General features: G+C 69.6%; 13 protein-coding genes, 1 tRNA gene and 3 pseudogenes. 9 read left to right on the plus strand and 8 right to left on the minus strand.

What is annotated here, in order from left to right; all coding sequences use genetic code 11:
• Window positions 1-212: 212 nt before the first annotated feature.
• From ACFU5K_RS10050 to glmS, 6 genes and pseudogenes are all read left to right on the plus strand, one after another.
• Window positions 213-1,660, plus strand: a pseudogene (locus ACFU5K_RS10050) (pyridoxal phosphate-dependent decarboxylase family protein).
• Window positions 1,644-2,929 (plus strand): annotated as a pseudogene (locus tag ACFU5K_RS10055) (lysine N(6)-hydroxylase/L-ornithine N(5)-oxygenase family protein). Before ACFU5K_RS10050 ends, ACFU5K_RS10055 begins: the two co-directional pseudogenes overlap by 17 nt.
• Window positions 2,926-3,501 carry a GNAT family N-acetyltransferase gene (locus ACFU5K_RS10060; RefSeq protein WP_384058744.1) on the plus strand — a complete coding sequence of 192 codons (576 nt, stop codon included), beginning with the start codon at window positions 2,926-2,928 and terminating at the stop codon, window positions 3,499-3,501. The pseudogene ACFU5K_RS10055 and the gene ACFU5K_RS10060 overlap by 4 nt, the downstream one beginning before the upstream one ends.
• Complete coding sequence (locus ACFU5K_RS10065) at window positions 3,498-5,279, plus strand: IucA/IucC family protein (protein ID WP_384058746.1); 1,782 nt, start codon at window positions 3,498-3,500, stop codon at window positions 5,277-5,279. Before ACFU5K_RS10060 ends, ACFU5K_RS10065 begins: the two co-directional genes overlap by 4 nt.
• A 158-nt stretch (window positions 5,280-5,437) precedes the next feature.
• A complete protein-coding gene (locus ACFU5K_RS10070; RefSeq protein WP_384058748.1) occupies window positions 5,438-5,713 on the plus strand; it encodes a hypothetical protein in 276 nt (91 codons plus the stop codon).
• A gap of 55 nt (window positions 5,714-5,768) precedes the next feature.
• Entirely contained in the window at window positions 5,769-7,598 is a 1,830-nt protein-coding gene (gene glmS / locus ACFU5K_RS10075) for a glutamine--fructose-6-phosphate transaminase (isomerizing) (RefSeq protein WP_384058750.1), read from the plus strand.
• A gap of 72 nt (window positions 7,599-7,670) precedes the next feature.
• Here glmS and ACFU5K_RS10080 read toward each other — a convergent pair whose 3' ends face one another.
• Window positions 7,671-8,192, minus strand: coding sequence for a universal stress protein (locus ACFU5K_RS10080; protein WP_384058751.1), 522 nt, complete (start codon window positions 8,190-8,192; stop codon window positions 7,671-7,673).
• 823 nt (window positions 8,193-9,015) lie between these two features.
• Here ACFU5K_RS10080 and ACFU5K_RS10085 point away from each other — a divergent pair.
• From ACFU5K_RS10085 to ACFU5K_RS10095, 3 genes are all read left to right on the plus strand, one after another.
• Complete coding sequence (locus tag ACFU5K_RS10085; RefSeq protein WP_384058753.1) at window positions 9,016-10,248, plus strand: helix-turn-helix domain-containing protein; 1,233 nt, start codon at window positions 9,016-9,018, stop codon at window positions 10,246-10,248.
• Between the two features lie 9 nt (window positions 10,249-10,257).
• Window positions 10,258-10,866 carry an oligoribonuclease gene (orn, locus tag ACFU5K_RS10090; protein WP_384058754.1) on the plus strand — a complete coding sequence of 203 codons (609 nt, stop codon included), beginning with the start codon at window positions 10,258-10,260 and terminating at the stop codon, window positions 10,864-10,866.
• 123 nt (window positions 10,867-10,989) lie between these two features.
• A tRNA-His gene (locus ACFU5K_RS10095) sits at window positions 10,990-11,062 on the plus strand.
• A gap of 408 nt (window positions 11,063-11,470) precedes the next feature.
• Here the strand turns inward: ACFU5K_RS10095 and ACFU5K_RS10100 are convergent.
• The 7 genes and pseudogenes from ACFU5K_RS10100 to ACFU5K_RS10130 all read right to left on the minus strand — a co-directional run bounded on the left by ACFU5K_RS10100 (window position 11,471) and on the right by ACFU5K_RS10130 (window position 19,766).
• On the minus strand, window positions 11,471-11,629 hold the full coding sequence (locus tag ACFU5K_RS10100) for a hypothetical protein (protein WP_384058755.1): 159 nt from the start codon (window positions 11,627-11,629) through the stop codon (window positions 11,471-11,473).
• A gap of 58 nt (window positions 11,630-11,687) precedes the next feature.
• A complete protein-coding gene (locus tag ACFU5K_RS10105) occupies window positions 11,688-12,779 on the minus strand; it encodes a hypothetical protein (protein WP_384058757.1) in 1,092 nt (363 codons plus the stop codon).
• A 379-nt stretch (window positions 12,780-13,158) separates the two neighbouring features.
• Window positions 13,159-13,467, minus strand: a pseudogene (locus ACFU5K_RS10110) (YciI family protein); the annotation flags it as partial.
• 241 nt (window positions 13,468-13,708) lie between these two features.
• Window positions 13,709-15,745: a TerD family protein gene (locus ACFU5K_RS10115; protein WP_384058759.1), complete on the minus strand. Its 2,037-nt coding sequence runs from the start codon at window positions 15,743-15,745 to the stop codon at window positions 13,709-13,711.
• A gap of 179 nt (window positions 15,746-15,924) precedes the next feature.
• Entirely contained in the window at window positions 15,925-16,971 is a 1,047-nt protein-coding gene (locus ACFU5K_RS10120; RefSeq protein WP_384058761.1) for a LacI family DNA-binding transcriptional regulator, read from the minus strand.
• 225 nt (window positions 16,972-17,196) lie between these two features.
• On the minus strand, window positions 17,197-18,657 hold the full coding sequence (locus ACFU5K_RS10125; protein ID WP_384058762.1) for a GH1 family beta-glucosidase: 1,461 nt from the start codon (window positions 18,655-18,657) through the stop codon (window positions 17,197-17,199).
• Between the two features lie 182 nt (window positions 18,658-18,839).
• Window positions 18,840-19,766, minus strand: coding sequence for a carbohydrate ABC transporter permease (locus tag ACFU5K_RS10130; protein WP_384058764.1), 927 nt, complete (start codon window positions 19,764-19,766; stop codon window positions 18,840-18,842).
• Between the last annotated feature and the right edge of the window lie 2 nt (window positions 19,767-19,768).

Here is a 19,768-nt window from a genome sequence, read left to right on the forward strand (position 1 = left end):
CTTCCAGGCCCCCCGCCTCACACGGGAGAAGCGGCGCGGGTCTCCAAGTGACGCCCCCACGCGCCTCAAGAGGTCCTTGTGACGGTTCCCCAGGAGGGCGACGGCGCGGCACTTATTAGGTTAGGCTTACCTAATTAATTTGTCGCGCCCGCGCCCTCGCCCTCTTCTCCGCCCGGCGGGCCGCTGCGACGCCCAAACCGGGAGGCCCCACCATGCGTTCCCACCTGCTCAACCACACGACCGCGGAGGACTACCGTCGCTCCGTCACGGCGGGGGTGGACCGGGTCGCAGCCGAACTCGCCTCCGTCCGGAGGCCCTTCACCGGAGTGAGCGTCGACGCGCTCACGCCCACCGTCGAGGCCGTCGACCTCGACCGGCCGCTCGGTGACACGGCAGCGGCCCTGGAGGAGCTCGGCGAGGTCTACCTCCGCGACGCCGTCTGGTTCCACCACCCCCGCTACCTCGCCCACCTCAACTGCCCCGTGGTCATACCCGCGGTCGTCGGCGAGGCCGTCCTCTCCGCCGTCAACTCCTCGCTGGACACCTGGGACCAGAGCGCGGGCGGCACGCTGATCGAGCGTCGGCTGGTCGACTGGACGGCCGGCCGTATCGGCCTCGGTCCGGCGGCGGACGGCGTCTTCACCAGCGGCGGCACACAGTCCAACCTGCAGGCGCTCCTGCTGGCCAGGGAAGAGGCCAAGGTCCGCCCGGGACGGTTCGCCCGGCCACGGATCCTCACCTCCGAGTGCAGCCACTTCAGCATCCAGAAGTCGGCCGCGCTCCTCGGCCTGGGACCGGACTCCGTGGTGTCCGTTCCCGTCGACGCGGGCAGCGCATGCGGACCGACGCCCTGGAGGCGGCCCTCGAACGGTGTGTGGCGGACGGCGCCGTACCGATGGCGGTCGTCGCCACGGCGGGCACCACCGACTTCGGCTCCATCGATCCGATGCCCCGGATCGCCGCACTCTGCGAGCGGTACTCCGCCTGGATGCACGTCGACGCCGCCTACGGCTGCGGGCTGCTCGCCTCGCGAACCCGGCGCGCACTGCTCGACGGCATCGAGCGCGCCGACTCGGTCACCGTCGACTACCACAAGTCCTTCTTCCAGCCCGTGAGTTCCTCGGCCGTGCTGGTCAGGGACGGAGCGACCCTGCGTCACGTGACCTATCACGCGGAGTACCTCAACCCGGAACGGACCGTCGAGGAGCGCATCCCCAACCAGGTGGACAAGTCGCTGCAGACCACGCGCAGGTTCGACGCGCTCAAGCTGTGGATGACGCTGCGCACCATGGGGGCGGACGGTGTCGGGGAACTCTTCGACGAGGTCTGCGAACTCGCCGGGGAGGGCTGGCGCCTGCTGGCCGCCGACCCGCGCTACGACGTCGTGGTGGAGCCGCAGCTGTCCACCCTGGTGTTCCGCTACGTCCCCGCGCACGTCACGGCTGCCGCCGACGTCGACCGGGCCAACCTCCACGCCCGCAAGGCGCTCTTCGCCTCGGGCGAGGCCGTGGTCGCCGGGACGAAGGTCGGCGACCGCCAGTACCTGAAGTTCACCCTGCTCAACCCGGGGACCACCGCGGCCGACATCACCGCCGTCCTCGATCTGATCGCCGGCCACGCCGAGGAGTACCTGGGAGGGTCCCTTGACCGCGCTGCCTGACCTCTCCGCCGCTCCGTACGACTTCGTCGGGATCGGGCTCGGTCCCTTCAACCTCGGACTCGCCTGCCTCACCGAGCCGGTCGGTGAACTGAACGGGGTGTTCCTGGAGTCCAAGCCGGACTTCGAGTGGCACTCGGGGATGTTCCTCGAAGGCGCCCACCTCCAGACGCCGTTCATGTCGGACCTGGTGACGATGGCCGACCCGACGTCTCCGTACTCCTTCCTGCAGTACCTGAAGGAGCGCGGCAGGCTCTACTCGTTCTACATCCGGGAGAACTTCTACCCGCTGCGCACCGAGTACGACGACTACTGCCGGTGGGCCGCCGCCCGGCTGAGCAGTATCAGGTTCAACCAAACCGTTCAGTCGGTTACCCATGACGAGGGCGACGGCCTCTACACCGTCCGCACGGCGGACAGCGCCTTCCGCACCCGTCACCTCGTCCTGGGCACCGGTACTCCGCCGCACATCCCGGCGGCGTGCGAGGGCCTGGGCGGGGACTTCCTGCACAACTCCCGCTACCTGCACGAGAAGGCCGCCCTCCAGGCCAAGAAGTCCATCACCCTGGTGGGCAGCGGGCAGAGCGCGGCGGAGATCTACTACGACCTGCTCTCCGAGATCGACGTGCACGGCTACCGGCTGAACTGGGTGACGCGCTCCCCGCGGTTCTTCCCGCTGGAGTACACCAAACTCACGCTCGAAATGACCTCGCCCGACTACGTCGACTACTTCCACGCCCTGCCCGAGGACACCCGCTACCGCCTGGAGTCCGGCCAGAAGGGTCTCTTCAAGGGAATCGACGGCGAGCTGATCGACGCGATCTTCGACCTCCTCTACCAGAAGAGCCTGCCGGGCCCCGCGCCCACCCGGCTGCTCACCAACTCCGCACTGGAGAGGGCGTCCTACGAGGAGTCCACGGGGACGTACACGCTCGGCCTGCGCCAGGAGGAGCGGGGCGCGGACTACGAGCTCGCCACCGAGGGCCTGATCCTCGCCACCGGCTACCGGTACGCCGTGCCGGCCTTCCTGGATCCCGTCGCCGACCGCATCCGCTACGACGGCCGCGGCCGGTTCGACGTGGCCCGCAACTACAGCATCGACACCACCGGCCGCGGGATCTTCCTGCAGAACGCCGGCGTGCACACCCACTCGGTCACCTCGCCGGACCTGGGCATGGGCGCCTACCCAACGCGTACATCATCGGCGAGCTGCTCGGCCGCGAGTACTACCCGGTCGAGAAGTCCGTCGCCTTCCAGGAGTTCACCGTATGACCACCACGAAGCAGCCCGGGACGTTCACCGTCCGCCCGATGAACATCTCCCCCGGCGGCCCCGGCCACCGCTCGGACGCCGAGGTGGTGCACGGCTGGGTGACGCATCCCCGGTCGGCGTTCTGGATGATGGGCGACGCGCGGCTGGAGGACGTCGAGCGGGAGTACGCGGCGATAGCCGCCCACCCGCACCACGACGCGTTCATCGGGCTGCACGACGGGGAGCCGGCCTTCCTCATGGAGCGCTACGACCCCACCGAGGTCGAACTCGCCGGGCTGTACGAGGCGGAGCCCGGCGATGTCGGGATGCACTTCCTGGTGGCTCCGCCCGAGACCCCGGTGCACGGCTACACCCTCGCCGTGATCAGCACCGTCATGGAGACGCTCTTCGCCGACCCCGGCGTGCGCAGGGTGGTCGTCGAACCGGACGTCACCAACACCGCCGTACACGCGCTGAACAAGGCCGTCGGCTTCGAGGTGATCCGCGAGATCGCCAAGCCGGAGAAGGACGCGCTGCTCAGCGCCTGCACCCGTGAACAGTTCGAGGCCGCGACCACCGGAGCCCGCCGATGAACCAGCACCCCGCCCCCGACAGCGTCGCCCATCTCACCCCGGAGCACTGGGCCGTCGCCTGTCGGCTGCTGATCCGCAAGGCCCTGGCCGAGTTCTCCCACGAGCGGCTGCTGACGCCCGAGCCGCTGGGCGGCGACCGCTACCTGGTGCGGAGCGACGACGGGGCGGTCGAGTACCGCTTCTCCGCCCGGCGCTTCGCACTGGACCACTGGCAGGTCGACGGCGCGTCGGTCACCCGGCGGCGGCACGGCACGGACCTGCCCCTGGACGCACTGGAGTTCTTCGTCGAGCTGCGGTCCACGCTGGGCCTGTCGGCGGAGATCCTGCCGGTGTACGTGGAGGAGATCTCCTCCACGCTGGCCGGAACCGCGTACAAGCTGACCAAGGAACCGACCGCGTCGGCACAGCTCGCCGTGGCCGGTTTCCAGGACATCGAGACGGGCATGACCGAAGGGCACCCCTGTTTTGTCGCCAACAACGGGCGGCTCGGTTTCGGGGTGGACGAATATCGTGCGTATGCCCCGGAGGCCGCGGCCGGAATCACCCTGGTCTGGCTGGCCGCCCGACGTGATCACGCCACGTTCACCGCGGGCTCAGGGCTCGACTACTCCGGTCTGATCGCGGACGAACTGGGCGAGGAGGTCCTCGCCGGGTTCGCGGCGCGGATGAAGGGGCTCGGCCTCGACCTCGACGACTACCTGCTGATCCCGGTCCACCCGTGGCAGTGGTGGAACAAGCTGTCCGTCACCTTCGCCGGCGAGGTCGCGCAGCAGCGCCTGGTCTGCCTGGGCGAGGGCGGGGACTCCTACCTCGCCCAGCAGTCGATCCGGACCTTCTTCAACGCCGGCCACCCGTCCAAGCACTACGTCAAAACGGCGCTTTCGGTGCTGAACATGGGCTTCATGCGGGGGCTGTCGGCCGCTTACATGGAGGCCACGCCCGCGATCAACGACTGGCTGGCCGGGCTGATCGAGCGGGACGGGCTGCTGCGCGGAGCCGGGTTCTCGATCATCCGCGAGCGGGCCGCCGTCGGCTACCGGCACCGGACCTACGAAGCGGCCACCGCCAAGGGGTCCCCGTACCTCAAGATGCTGGCCGCGCTCTGGCGGGAGAGCCCCGTCCCCTCCCTGACCGGGGGTGAGCGGCTCGCGACGATGGCTTCGCTGCTGCACAAGGACGGTGCGGGCCGCTCGGTGGCGGCCGCGCTGATCGCGGGGTCGGGGCTGGACCCCGCCGACTGGCTGCGGCGCTACCTGGACGCCTACCTGGTGCCGGTGCTGCACAGCTTCTACGCCTACGACCTGGTGTTCATGCCGCACGGCGAGAACGTGATCCTGGTCGTCGAGGACGGGGTCGTACGGCGCACGGTGTTCAAGGACATCGCCGAGGAGATCGCGGTCATGGACCCGGACGCGGTGCTGCCGCCCCAGGTCGAGCGGATACGCGCCGAGGTCCCCGAGGACATGAAGCTGCTCTCGGTGCTCACCGACGTCTTCGACTGCTTCCTGCGCTTCCTGGGCGCCGATCTTGCCACCGAGGGGGTCCTGGAGGAGGAGACCTTCTGGCGGACGGTCGCGGCGTGTGTACGGGGCTACCAGGAGTCGGTGCCGCGGCTCTCGGACAAGTTCGAGCGGTACGACATGTTCACTGAGGAGTTCGCGCTGTCCTGTCTGAACCGGCTCCAGCTGCGGAACAACCGGCAGATGGTGGACCTCGCGGACCCCGCCGGCGCCCTGCAGCTGAACGGCACCCTGCGGAACCCGATCGCGGGGTACTGAACCGTCCCCGGGTCCCGCCCTTCACGGAGGGTGGGATCCGGGCCTTCCGATGAGTACGTAAAAGACATTTCTGCCAAATTAACCACGCTCGATGAGATTCCTGCCCGATATCGGGCAGATTTCTTGCGTAGCGAGCCCGATCCACGCACTATCGACGGGTGCTCGAACGCCGCCCCACGCATGACGACCTCGTCGACCACCTCGTACGCTCCACCGCGCTCCAGCGTGGCGAGGCGTCCAGGGTGATCCTCGACGTGCTGGCGTACTTCGACGAGACGGCCGAGGCCTTCGTCCGGCGCCGCCACCGCGAACTGCAGTCGGGCGGCCTGGTCAACACGGAGATCTTCGAGCGGATCGCGGCCGAGCTGCCGCACCGCGCGGTGGCACCGCAGGAGCTCTCGCTCCGGCAGCTGCGCCGCATCGTCTACGGCTGAACGGGACGCGCGTTCGGGCACGGAACTCTGTACGTCGAAGAGGGGCAGGAAGTCCATGTGCGGGATCGTCGGATACATCGGGAAGCGTGACGTGGCTCCGCTGCTGCTGGAAGGCCTGCAGCGGCTGGAGTACCGGGGCTACGACTCCGCGGGCATCGTCATCACGGGCAAGGCCGCGGCGGGCAAGGCCGGCACCCTGAAGACGGTCAAGGCCAAGGGCCGGGTCCGCGAGCTGGAGTCCCGCGTCCCCAAGCGGTTCGCCGGCACCACCGGCATCGCCCACACCCGCTGGGCCACCCACGGCGCCCCGAGCGACGAGAACGCGCACCCGCACCTGGACGCGGAGAACAAGGTCGCCGTCGTCCACAACGGCATCATCGACAACGCCTCCGAGCTCCGTGCGAAGCTCGTCGCCGACGGGATCGTCTTCCTCTCCGAGACCGACACCGAGGTGCTGGTCCACCTGATCTCCCGCTCGCAGGCGCTCACGCTGGAGGAGAAGGTCCGCGAGGCGCTGAAGTCCGTCGAGGGCACGTACGGCATCGCCGTCCTGCACGCCGACTTCAACGACCGCATCGTCGTGGCCCGCAACGGCTCCCCGGTCGTGCTCGGCATCGGCGAGAAGGAGATGTTCGTCGCCTCCGACGTCGCGGCCCTGGTCGCCCACACCCGCCAGATCGTCACCCTGGACGACGGCGAGATGGCCACCCTCAAGGCCGACGACTTCCGTACGTACACCACCGAGGGCTCGACCACGACGGCCACGCCCACCACGGTGGAGTGGGAGGCCGAGTCGTACGACATGGGCGGCCACGACACGTACATGCACAAGGAGATCTCCGAGCAGGCCGACGCCGTGGACCGCGTGCTGCGCGGCCGCATCGACGACCGCTTCTCCACCGTGCACCTGGGCGGGCTGAACCTGGACGCCCGCGAGGCCCGCGGCGTCCGACGGATCAAGATCCTGGGCTGCGGCACCTCGTACCACGCGGGCCTGATCGGCGCCGGCCTCATCGAGGAGCTGGCCCGCATCCCCGCCGACGCCGAGCCCGCGTCGGAGTTCCGCTACCGCAACCCCGTGGTGGACCCCGACACCCTGTACGTCGCGGTCTCCCAGTCCGGTGAGACCTACGACGTACTGGCGGCCGTGCAGGAGCTCAAGCGCAAGGGCGCCCGCGTCCTGGGCGTCGTGAACGTCGTCGGCTCGGCGATCGCCCGGGAGGCGGACGGCGGCATGTACGTCCACGCCGGCCCCGAGGTCTGCGTCGTCTCCACCAAGTGCTTCACCAACACCGTCGTCGCCTTCGCCCTCCTCGCGCTGCACCTGGGCCGCATCCGCGACCTGTCGGTGTCCGACGGCAAGCGGATCATCGAGGGCCTGCGCAAGCTGCCGGAGCAGATCGGCCAGATCCTCGAGTCCGAGGACGAGATCAAGAAGCTGGCCGAGGAGTACGCGGGCGCGCAGTCGATGATGTTCATCGGCCGTGTCCGGGGCTACCCCGTCGCGCTGGAGGCCTCCCTGAAGCTCAAGGAGATCTCCTACATCCACGCCGAGGCCTACCCGGCCTCGGAGCTGAAGCACGGCCCGCTCGCACTCATCGAGCCGGCGCTCCCCACCGTGGCCATCGTCCCGGACGACGACCTGCTGGAGAAGAACCGCGCCGCGCTGGAGGAGATCAAGGCCCGCAGCGGGCGCATCCTCGCCGTCGCCCACCGCGAGCAGGAGAAGGCCGACCACACCATCGTCGTCCCGAAGAACGAGAACGAGCTGGACCCGATCCTGATGGGCATCCCGCTGCAGCTCCTCGCCTACCACACGGCCCTTGCCATGGGCCGTGACATCGACAAGCCGCGCAACCTGGCGAAGTCGGTCACCGTCGAGTAGCGGACGCCGCCCGCCCGTACCGGGAAGGCGTCGCGAAAGGCTCCTGACGCCACGTCAGGGGCCTTTCGGTACTCAGGGGATGACGATGACCGGGCGCTGCGCCCGACGCGCGAGACGGCCCGCCACGGACCCGAAGATGCGGCCCACGATCCCGTGGGTCGAACCGACGACGATCGCGTCGGCCGAATACTCCCGGCCGACCTCCTCGAGCTCGTGGCAGATGTCTCCGCCACGCTCTACGAGGACCCAGGGCACCTCGGCGAGGTAGTCGGCGCAGGCCAGTTCCAGGCCGAGAACCTCCGTGCGGTGGTCGGGCACGTCGACGAACACGGGCGGCTCGCAGCCGGCCCAGACCGTGGTGGGGAGCCGGTTCGCCACGTGGACGATGATCAGCCCCGAGCTGTGCCGGTGGGCCATGCCGATGGCGTAGGCGAGGGCGCGCTCGCTGGACATGGAGCCGTCGAAACCGACCACGACACCATGCCGGAAGGCGGGATCGCAGGAAGGGCGCGACTCTGCGACCGTCTGAGGCTCCGACCCCGGGTCGGTTACCTGCTTGCGGTCTGCGGGTTCAGGGATTTCGTGACCGGCCATCGGTGTCTCGGCGAAGAGAGTCCTCGTGAGGAGGGAGCGGTTCGGAGGTGGGTCTGCGAGCGTCGAAGCTGTGTCCGGGAAACATCTTCCCAAGCCCCTACCCCCAAGGGTACGGCGCCACTCCTCCACTGCCCAGTCCTCGCGAGGCCCGCGTGCGGCAATGGGGGGAGCATGCCGGACACGGCCTCGTATGGCAATGCCGGTTGTGTTCTACATGCAGCTCGCGGCAGCGGCTGACACCTTTCGGCCGGTCCGCCCGCCGGCTTTCGCGGGGAACCGTGCAAGGCGGCCGAATGCGCCACCCGGCCCCGCCGCACGGGCCGTCACACCCAGCCATCGCGTAACTCCGCATCGTTCACACCTGCGCCTGGATGGCCCGCAGGGGCTCCTGAGGCGCGCGGAGGCTCTCGGGAACGAGGGGCGTGCGCCGGTCGCATGACTGGATTACGCGCACGCGACCGTCGGTTTTCAGCCAACTTCACCTGAACCCAATTTTCTTGGTGTCATTGCTGCCCAACCCACGTGCCAGCAGGCAGGAATAGACCGCGCGGTACGCTTTGACCCTATGGGGACGGGCCATGATCGCGAGGCGCACTTCCCAGCGGGCTCCGCGGGTGAAACGCTTCGTGATCGAACGCTTCGCGCCAAGTTGCCTTGTCGACATAGTGCCGGTGGGGGAACGTGTCACGGCGGCACCACGGGACGCAGTAGATTCGATCTTGAGTCGAAGGCTGGGGACGCGTGCAAGACCGAGGGGAAACGTGCAGGAGCGACAGGCCCGTAGGGACCAGGAAGACGCGAACACCGAGGGGGGCTTAGCGTCATGAGCCAGGACTCCGCCTCCGCGACGGAGGCGGCACGGAAGCTTTCCGGGCGGCGACGCCGGGAAGTCGTAGCCGTACTGCTGTTCAGCGGCGGCCCTATCTTCGAGAGCTCCATTCCGCTCTCAGTCTTCGGGATCGACCGGCAGGACGCGGGCGTTCCGCGCTACCGCCTGCTGGTCTGCGGGGGCGAGGAAGGGCCGCTGCGCACCACCGGCGGGCTCGAGCTCAGCGCCCCGTACGGCCTGGAGGCGATCAGCAGGGCCGGCACCGTCGTGGTGCCCGCCTGGCGGTCCATCACCTCCCCGCCGCCCGCCGAGGCTCTGGACGCGCTGCGCCGCGCCCATGAAGAGGGAGCCCGCATCGTCGGACTGTGCACGGGGGCCTTCGTCCTCGCCGCGGCCGGCCTGCTGGACGGCCGACCGGCCACCACACACTGGATGTACGCACCGACGCTGGCCAAGCGCTACCCGTCGGTGCACGTCGATCCGCGTGAACTGTTCGTCGACGACGGCGACGTGCTCACCTCGGCCGGGACCGCGGCCGGTATCGATCTGTGCCTCCACATAGTCCGTACCGACCACGGCACCGAGGCCGCCGGAGCGCTCGCGCGCCGGCTCGTCGTACCGCCGCGGCGCAGTGGCGGCCAGGAGCGCTACCTGGACAGGTCTTTACCCGAAGAGATCGGCTCCGACCCGCTCGCCGAGGTCGTGGCCTGGGCGCTGGAGCACCTCCACGAGCAGTTCGACGTGGAGACGCTGGCCGCGCGTGCCTACATGAGCCGCCGGACCTTCGACCGCAGGTTCCGTTCGCTCACGGGCAGCGCACCGCTCCAGTGGCTCATCACCCAGCGCGTGCTGCAGGCGCAGCGGCTCCTGGAGACCTCCGACTACTCGGTCGACGAGGTCGCCGGACGCTGCGGCTTCCGCTCGCCGGTCGCGCTGCGCGGGCACTTCCGCCGCCAGCTGGGCTCCTCCCCCGCCGCGTACCGGGCCGCCTACCGGGCCCGCCGTCCGCAGGGCGGGGTGCTGGAGAGCGTCACCACGGCGATCGAGACGTCCGTGCCCGCCCAGGGCACGGCATCGAGCCGGCGAGCCGCTGCCGCGGCTTCCCCCGGCCCGTCCCCGGTCACCGCCTCGACGGGTCCCGGGGGCGGCGTGGAGCGCTTCGGACCGGGCCCCGAGGCGTACGTTCCCGACCGCCCGGCCCTGCCGGGGCAGCGCAGCGCCCCGTAGGGTGGGCTCATGAACGATCGCATGGTGTGGATCGACTGCGAGATGACCGGGCTCTCGCTGACGGACGACGCACTCATCGAGGTGGCCGCACTGGTCACCGACTCGGAACTGAACGTGCTCGGCGACGGGGTGGACATCGTGATCCGCCCGCCGGACGCGGCCCTGGAGACCATGCCCGAGGTGGTGCGGCAGATGCACACCGCCTCGGGCCTCCTCGAGGAGCTGGCCGGGGGCACGACCCTGGCCGACGCCGAGGAGCGGGTGCTGGCGTACATCAGCGAGCACGTGAAGGAGCCCGGCAAGGCCCCGCTGTGCGGGAACTCGGTCGGCACCGACCGCGGTTTCCTCGCGCGGGACATGCCGTCACTGGAGGGCTACCTCCACTACCGGATCGTCGATGTGTCCTCGGTCAAGGAGCTGGCGCGCCGCTGGTACCCGAGGGCGTATTTCAACAGTCCGGACAAGAACGGGAACCACCGGGCGCTGGCGGACATCCGGGACTCGATCACGGAGCTGCGCTACTACCGGGACGCGGTGTTCGTCCCGCAGCCCGGCCCTGACTCGGCCCGTGCCAAGGAGCTCGCGGCACGCCACACCCCGCCCGCCGGACAGCAGTAGGAGACCCGCTGGTCACGGGCGCTCGGGGGCCCGTGCACCACGCCCGTGGAGCTCGGGCGCGAGCACCCTCCCGGACCCTGTACACTTTTTCTCGGCCGGTCAGGAAGTGGACCGGGCGACATGGTGGGTATAGCTCAGCTGGCAGAGCACCTGGTTGTGGTCCAGGATGTCGCGGGTTCAAGTCCCGTTACTCACCCTTGAAGGGGAAGCCCCTGATCTGCGGAAACGCAGGTCAGGGGCTTCTTCGTTCTCTGGGCCGGCCAAATCACGGCCAGACGCGGCCGGATTTTCGACCTAGTGCCGCGACCGGCAATGTTTGCCCGGTAGGGGCACTAGCGTGCGCCCCATGGCAACGATCAGGGAGCGAGTCCGCAAGGACCGGACGGAGAGTTTCCAGGTCCGCTGGCTCCAGAAAGGGCGTGGCGGTACCTGGGAAGCCGAAAGGTTCGAGGACGTGGAGCAGGCCGACGCGTTCAAGCTCGTTCGACGCCCAGCAGCGGACCGGACCCGGCCACCGGCTCCTCGACGTCGACCGTCTCGACGGCCGGCGCCTGCTCAAGTACGACGTGGGAGCTGGGATCGTGCACGTGGAGTGTCCGGGGCACTACGCCGTTCCGTCCTCGGCCAGTCCGCCCTGACGGCTGAACTCCACGAAGACACCGTGGCTGGACGTGACGGTGACCGCTCCGTTCTCCTTCTCATGATCAGCGGTGAACTGGACGCGCGGGCTCGCGGTGAACAGGAGCACCTGGATCGCCGCCACCTCAAGGAACATCGCGGCTGCGGCCAGGAATACAGGAGTCCGGGACCGTCACAGCGGCCTATTCCCCGCGTATGTGCCACCTACTGGCCCCGGTATGCCACACAAGGCGTACCCGGCCCTGATCGGGTCTGCGGGTGGTCAGCTCGCTCATGTCGAGGGACGACAGGGCCCGCAGTGCCTCGTCCGACGCGTTCGACCACAGAAAGAGGGTTATCCCTGCCTCCGGGTCGTCGGCGATGAGGAGGCCGGGTTCCTCCTCACCGGCGCGCTCCTCGACGGGCTCGCTCGCCGGCGCCGGCTCCCCACGCCGGCGCAACATCTGGCGGACAAGGCCCCTGGCGTGCCCGTATGCATCCTCGGCAGCCGTGGAGACGAGTGCCTGGATGAAGGGCACCACCGCGGTGGTGACCAGCGCGGTGACGGCGACCGTGGCGAGCTCCGGTGCGGCACCATGCAACTGGCGGCTGCTCTCCTCAAATTCCCGGGCGCGCCGAACCTCGTACCTTTCCCGCCAGGCTGCAGCTTCCTGCGTCCGGCCGAGCTCCCGCAGTACGTCGGCCAGTTGCCCGGCGCCTGCCACGGAGCCCGCCTCGGCCTGTGGCCTCACGCACTGCTCCGCCTCACCCAACCGCCCCTGCCTCATCAGCAGGCGGGACAACTGGGTACGCACGTGGGACATGCCGTGGTCGATGGCGACCCGGTACCAGTGCTCAGCGTGGTCGGGCCGCTCCTGCCTTTCGGCCAGCTCTGCCAGGGAGGTCATCGCCCACAGGTCTCCGCCCTCCGCCGTGCGCCGAAGCCAATACTCTCGCTCCTCGGCGCTGATACCACTCATCGTGCCCATCGCACTCGCCGCGGCGGGCCAGCCCGCCTGCGCGGCGCGTCTGCACCAGTCTGCCGACCTGGCCTTATCGGCCTCACCGTTCGGGTGCCTGTTGACGGCTTGGTTCCAGTAGATCCTGCTGAGGAGGTACATCGCCTCGGGATCCCCGGCTTCAGAAGCACCGAGCAGCCACCGCTCGGCGTCCCGGGGGCTACGGGACTCGTAAAGGTGTTTGCCGACGGCCTTCATCGCCCCGACATCACCGGCCTCCGCAGCCAACACAAGGTTCCCGTCCGGCTCCTCCCACAGCAGCTTAGGTATGGCCATCGGTCCCCTTCTTTCCGGCCGTCTGCCGTACGTCTCCGCGGGCTGGCCTTCCCTGTCTGGGACCACGCCCCATCACTCCATGTCTCCATGCCTACAGGCGACTTGTCCTGAGAAGCCGTATCCAACCGCTCACGGAACGTGCGGTTCGAACACTACTCCTCCCACCATGCACACCACCGCAGGGACGAAGTGGCCGTCTCGATCACCACGTCACCGCGGCGCAACCAGTGACACTTCCCGTGGCAGGACGACTGACGTCGTCGAGGCAGGACTCAAGAAGTGCACCCACCGATCTCACTCCACGGATACGCGGAGGCCGCCGCCATCCACAAAGTTGATGAGTCGTGGTTGCGCCGCCACATCAAGAAGATGCCGCACAGGCCAGCTCGACGGCGCGGTCGTAGCCGTCGACGTCGATCACCATCCAGCCCGCGATGAGGTCCTTGGTCTCGGCGAACGGGCCGTCGGTGACCGGCGGGCGTCCTTCACCGTCGTAGCGGACCCAAGCCCCTTCGGGGGCGAGCGCCTGACCGTCGACGAACTCGCCGGTCTTCTCGAGCCGGGCTGCGAAGTCGTTCATGTACTGCATGTGCGCCGAGATCTCCTCCGGCGTCCACCGGTCCATCGGTACGTCGTTGGCCGGAGCCGGGGCGCCACGGTAGTGCTTCAGCAGCAGGTACTTGGCCATCGTGTCTCTCCTCGCTGGTGCGACCTCTTGTGGTCGCTCTCACCACGGGGACGGAGCCGGTCGCAGGTTCTCGACATCGCGGTCCGATTCTCCCCCGGACGCCGCGTGAGCCGCAGCACGGACAGCCTCGTGGCGCTGGGGGGCGCCCTGCCGGGCATCCGACGTGACGGCCCCGCCGCGCACCCCCCGACGAGGCAGGGCCACCCTCGCCCGGACACCCCCGGTGACGACGGTCAGACGCTCACCGCTCACCGCCGCCGGTGCGACGCGCGGGTCCGCGGGCTTCCAGCGGCGCGACCACGCCGGCGTGGAACCGGTCCACGGCGTCGTCGACACTGCGGATGAACCCCGTTTCCGCACTGCCGCGGCCGTTGCCCATACCCCTGAACAGGGAGAGGCGGAACCCCACCATCTCGGCTCCGTCCCTGGGGAGAAGATCACCGGGTTCGGGACGCAGCCGTTCCAGCGTCCCCCGGGGTCCCACGCCGTCCCCCTCGACCAGCGTCTCGATGTGCAGGTCCGCCGGGGCCGCGTCGAGCTGGCGGATTAGCCGCTTCACCCTGCTGAGCGGGTAACCCTGCTCGATTGCGGGGACGTCGATCGAGGTACGGAGCTTGCCGGTGCGAAGGTCCGCCGCCATCGCGAGGATCCCGGGGGACCCTTCGATACGAAGCTCGGCGTGCAGCCTTCCGTGGGCGCAGAGCTGATCGGCCAGATCGGCCCGGCGTGCCCGGGGGTCGGATCCCCGCTTGGCGCGCTGGACGGGAAGCACCTTCTGGCCCAGCTCACCGCCGAGCCGCAGGCAGACCTGCCGGACCAGCCTCTCCCAGTTCTCGATGACCTCCGTGGCGCGGGGATCGCCCTGGCACAGGGTCTCGTCGTCGATCCCTTTGCGGACGGGCACCCACGACGACCCCATGTTCTGGAATCCGTGACAGCCCGAGTGCTCGTGCTGGAGGTAGTGGAGCAGTTCCTGCAGCAGCCACGCGTGGGCGGCCGTGCCCACGCCCTCGTGGCGGATCAGCATCTGGGCCTGGTGCGCCACTTCGGCCCAGGACAGGTGCCAGAGTGCGACCTTGTGCTTGCGGCGGCCGTCGATCCTGACCTCGACGAGCGGGCTGCCTTCGAGGGCGACGTCGTTGGACAGGGTGATGACGGCCTCGTAGCCGCGCCGGGCGGCGATGTCCATGTAGGCCTGCACCTGGTCCGGCTTGAGCGCGTTGCCGTTCGTCTTCGTCTCGACAAGGGCGGTCCACAGCTTGCCCGCGCGCTCGACGCGGATGACTCCGTCCGGGCGGCGGGGTGAGTCCCCGTGCGGCAGGGACACTTCGGTGAACGTCTCCATGCGTCCGGCGGGCGCGCCGAAGCCGGCGGTAAGACGCCGGCCGAACTCCGGTACCTGGGCCATGACGGACAGGAGGACCGAGGTGGCTCGCGTCTCGCGCTCACGGTCGTTCTTGAGCGCGGAGAGCGGAAACAGCCGGGCGGTCCGCCAGGACTCGTTCTCGGCAAGGGACTTCTTCGCACTCCGGGGAAGCGTGACCTTCTTCCTGGCCGTGCGGGGCCGGGTGCGGGGCTTCACCGCCGCGGGTTCCTCCACGACTGCTTCGGCGGCCGGCGCGAGGGCGGGCGCCGCCGATCTCTGCGCCGGAATGCCCTCGGACTCGGTCCCTCGGTCCGCTTCTGCTTCGGTACCGGTCCCGGTGGCCTCCGCCTGTTCCTCGCCCCCGGCATCGTCGTCGATATCCACACCGAAGTCCGTCGCCAGGCCGGCCAGGCCGGATTCGTACCCCTGACCGACGGCCCGGAACTTCCATTCACCACCGCGCCGGTAGAGCTCGCCGAAGATGAAGGCGCTCACCGCTCCGGCATCCTCGACGGAGAACTGGACCAGGCTGTCGCCGGAACTGTCGGCGAGCGTCAGGTGGAGATCGTTCAGGTCCCCGAACCGGGCCCCTCCGTAGCGGCTCGCCGCCACGACGATCTGTTCGACCCCGGCCGGCACCGCGTCCAGATCGAAGCTGATGCGGTCCTCGTTGCCGTCTGCGGTCGGGGTCTTCCCGAGCAGCTGCACACTGCCGTTGCCCGCGACCGGGTTGTTGTAGAAACAGAAGTCGGTGTCGCTGCCGACCTTGCCGTTCTCGTCGAGCAGGAGCACCGAGACGTCGGCGTCACCCTCCCCGGTCGGGCTGCTCCAGCCCAGGCTCATAACCACTGAGCTGACACTCTCGCTGAGCGCGGCCAGCCCGACGTTCGCACCCTTGGTCATCTTCTGCATGCGGCCCCCCATGAAAAAACGCCGCCGGGCCGCCCCACGGCCCCGGCAGCTCATCGCGTGACGCACGAGGCGCACGCCAAACACGCTTCGTACTCGGGGAACTCTAGCGGTCACTTACTCCACTTATGGAGGAGTTGTGAAAGTTTTTGCTCGGTGCAGCATCTGCCGCCCGCCACCCCTCAGGACGACTCCCGCACCACCAGCTCCGTGGGGAGCACGATCCGCGGGCGCTCGCGGGTGTCGTCGCCCCCCGTGCGGTTGGCGATCTCCTGGAGCAGGACGCGAGTCATCGTGCGGCCCATCTCCTCGATCGGCTGGCGGACGCTCGTCAGCGGGGGGTCCATGTGGCGGGCCACAGCCGAGTCGTCGAAGCCGATCAGCGCCACGTCGTCCGGGATGCGGCGGCCGGACTCGCGCAGGACCTGGCGGGCGCCTGCCGCCATCACGTCGGAGGCGGCGAAGACCGCGTCGACGTCCGGGCGGCGTTCGAGCAGCTCGCGCATGGCGCGGGCGCCGCCCTCCTCGCTGAAGTCTGCGGGGGCGATCAGCCGCTCGTCGGGGTCGAGGCCCGCCGCGGCGACGGCCTTGCGGTAGCCGTCGAGGCGGCGCTGGGCGCCGTACACGTCGAGCCGTCCGGTGATCGTGCCGATGGAGCGGCGGCCCCGCGAGATGAAGTGGTCGACGGCGGCGCGGGCGCCCTCGAAGTTGTCGGAGTCCACCGAGGGCAGCGTCTCCGCGGCGTGCCTGCGGCCACTGATCACCGAGGGCATGCCAAGCTGTTCCAGCAGGTCGGGCAGCGGGTCGTCGGCGTGTACGGAGACCAGGAGCACACCGTCGACGCGGTGCGCGGTGAGGTACTGCGCCAGCCTGCGGCGCTCGCGGTCGTTGCCCGCGAGGGTCAGCAGCAGCTGCATCTCCGTGTGGGCGAGGGCGGCACCGACGCCCCGCACGATGTCGGAGAAGTACGGCTCGGCGAAGAACCGGGTCTCGGACTCGGGCACCACGAGGGCAATGGCGTCCGTCCGGTTGCCCGCCAGCGCACGGGCCGCGCGGTTGGGCACGTATCCCAGCTCGGCGACGGCGGCCTCGACTGCCCCCCTGGTCTGCGCGCTGACCCGCGGCGAACCGTTGATGACGCGGGAGGCCGTGCCCCGCCCCACGCCGGCCCGGGCCGCCACCTCTTCGAGCGTGGGCCGCCCGCCACTCCGTACTCGCGCTGCCGCCATGGCTGCCTCCCGTTCGCGGTCAATTTCTCACAGCGCGTTGGCCAATCCAAGTCCCGCTGTCCGATCCCTTGACACTCGTCCGGACCGAGCGGTCCCTCCGGGGCGTCACAACTCTTGGGAGCGCTCCCAAGCGTACGGGGCCGGTGCGTTCGGCGCGTAGGACGGAGCACGGGAAAGCGGGACCCGGCGCCGTGCCGGGTCCCGCTTCAGGTGCTGGCCGAAGGGTCAGACCGTGCCGCCGTCGTCCGGCAGTCCGTGACGGCGGATCACATCGGAGTACCAGTGGGCACTGGCCTTGGGAATGCGCCGCTGGGACGCGTAGTCCACGTAGACGGCCCCGAAGCGCTTCGAATAGCCGTACGCCCACTCGAAGTTGTCCATGAGGGACCACAGGAAGTAGCCGCGGACGTCCGCTCCGTCGGCGATCGCGCGCCGCACGGCGTCGAGGTGGCCGTGCAGGTAGGCGACGCGCTCCGGGTCCTCGACCTTGCCCTCGGGCGAGACGTAGTCGTCGAAGGCGGCGCCGTTCTCGGTGACCATAAGGGGCAGCCCGGGGTGCTCCCGGTGGGTGTCCATCAGGAGGTTGTAGAGCCCGTCGGGGTCGATCGACCAGTCCATCGCGGTGCGCTCCTTCCCCTCGGCGAGGTGGAAGGCGATGCGCTCGGAACCGGGCCACGGGGAGTGGGCGCTGGCGCCGTGCGCGTCGCTGCGCGCATAGCTGGCCCCCTCCACCGGGTCCGAGACCAGCGTCGGCGTGTAGTAGTTGATACCGAGGGCGTCGACCGGACGGGAGATGGTGGCGAGGTCGCCGTCCTTGACCAGCTTCGACCAGTCCACCAGGTGCGAGGTGTCCGCGATCAGGTCCTCGGGGTAGGCCCCGTGCAGCATCGGGCCCGTGAACACGCGGTTGCCGACGGCGTCGATGCGGCGGGCCGCGTCCACGTCGGCCGGGCTGTCGGTGAGCGGGCGGACCTGGTGGAGGTTGAGGGTGACCGAGGTCTGCGCGGCGGCGGGGAGTCGGTCGCGCAGGACCTCGATCGCCCGGCCATGGGCGAGGTTGAGGTGATGGGCCGCCTGCAGCGCCGCCGCGGGCTCGGTGCGGCCCGGAGCGTGCACCCCGGAGCCGTAGCCGAGATAGGCCGAGCACCACGGCTCGTTGAGGGTGGTCCACATGCCGACACGGTCACCGAGGGCGCCGGACACGATGGCGGCGTAGTCGGCGAACCGGTCGGCGGTCACGCGCTCGGGCCAGCCGCCCGCGTCCTCGAGCTCCTGGGGCAGGTCCCAGTGGTAGAGCGTGGCGACGGGCATGATGCCGGCGTCGAGCAGCTCGTCGACGAGCTTGCGGTAGAAGTCCAGGCCGCGCTCCACGGCCGGGCCGCGGCCGGTGGGCTGGACCCGGGACCACGAGACGGAGAAGCGGTATGCCTTGAGCCCCAGCTGCTTCATGAGCGCGACGTCGTCGCGGTAGCGGTGGTAGTGGTCTGCGGCGATGTCACCGGTGTCGCCGTTGCGGACCTTGCCGGGGGTGCGGCTGAAGGTGTCCCAGATGGACGGCGTGCGGCCGTCCTCGGCGGCAGCACCCTCGACCTGGTAGGACGCGGTCGCCGCACCCCAGATGAAACCCGTGGGGAACTGCGTGTCGGGAGCCTGCTTGGGGGTGGTGTCGGGTCGTACGGCAGTCATGCGGGAGCGCTCCCATGGGTGGAGGGACTGGGCGGTAGGTGCACGGGCCCCGGCCCCGTACGGCCCGTGGTCAGGTACGGGCCGTACGGGACGGACTGGGGCCGGACCGGGGACAGCCGGACCGGGTCGGGCCGGGGCGGAGCGGGTGCCGGGGTCGGACCGGGAGGATTCGGTGGGCGGGGTCAGCCCTTGACTGCGCCGGACATGATTCCCCCGACGATCTGCTTGCCGAAGATCACGAAGACGACGAGCAGCGGCAGGGTGCTGATCAGCGCGCCCGCCATGACGATGCTCTGGTCCGGCACGTAGGACGCGCTCAGCTGACCGAGGGCCACCTGGAGCGTCGGGTTCTGCTGGTTCAGTGCGAGGTAAGGCCAGAAGAAGTCGTTCCAGGACTGGACGAAGGTGAGCATGCCGAGCACCATCATGGCCGGGCGGGCCACCGGGAGCACGATGCTCCACACGATGCGGAGGTTGTTCGCCCCGTCCACCCTGCCCGCCTCGATGAGCTCGTACGGCAGCGCCTCCAGGAGATACTGGCGCATGAAGAACACGCCGAACGCACTCACCAGGGTCGGGAAGATCACCGACTCCAGCTGACCGCCCCAGCCGATGTCGGACATCAGGATGAACAGCGGTACGACGCTGAGCTGCGGGGGGATCGTCAGCGTCGCGATGACCGTCGTCATCAGCGCCCCGCGCCCCTTGAAGCGCATCTTGGCGAAGGCGTAGCCGGCCAGGGTGCAGAAGAACAGCGTCGCCAGGGTGATGCTGCTGGACACGATGACGGTGTTGACGATGGCCTTGCCCAGACTGGCCTGTTCCCAGGCGGCCCGGAGGTTGTTGAAGAGGTTACCGCCGGGCAGGAGCGGCGGTGTGGTGTCCAGCACCTCGTCCTGGGTACGGGACGCGGCGACGAGCGTCCAGTACAGCGGGAACAGCGAACCGAGGCCGACGACGGCGAGGGCGACGTAGGCGAAGGGGCCCGCGTGGTGCTGGCGCCCCGCGCCCTGCTTGAACCGGCTGCGGCGCGGGGACTCGTCGTGGCTGCCGGCTGTCTTGGAGACACGGCGGCGGTCCGGCGCGGTGACGGTGTGTGTGGTGGTCATTC

Origin of the sequence: Streptomyces sp. NPDC057428, from assembly GCF_042803195.1 — a bacterium.
Taxonomy (GTDB): domain Bacteria; phylum Actinomycetota; class Actinomycetes; order Streptomycetales; family Streptomycetaceae; genus Streptomyces.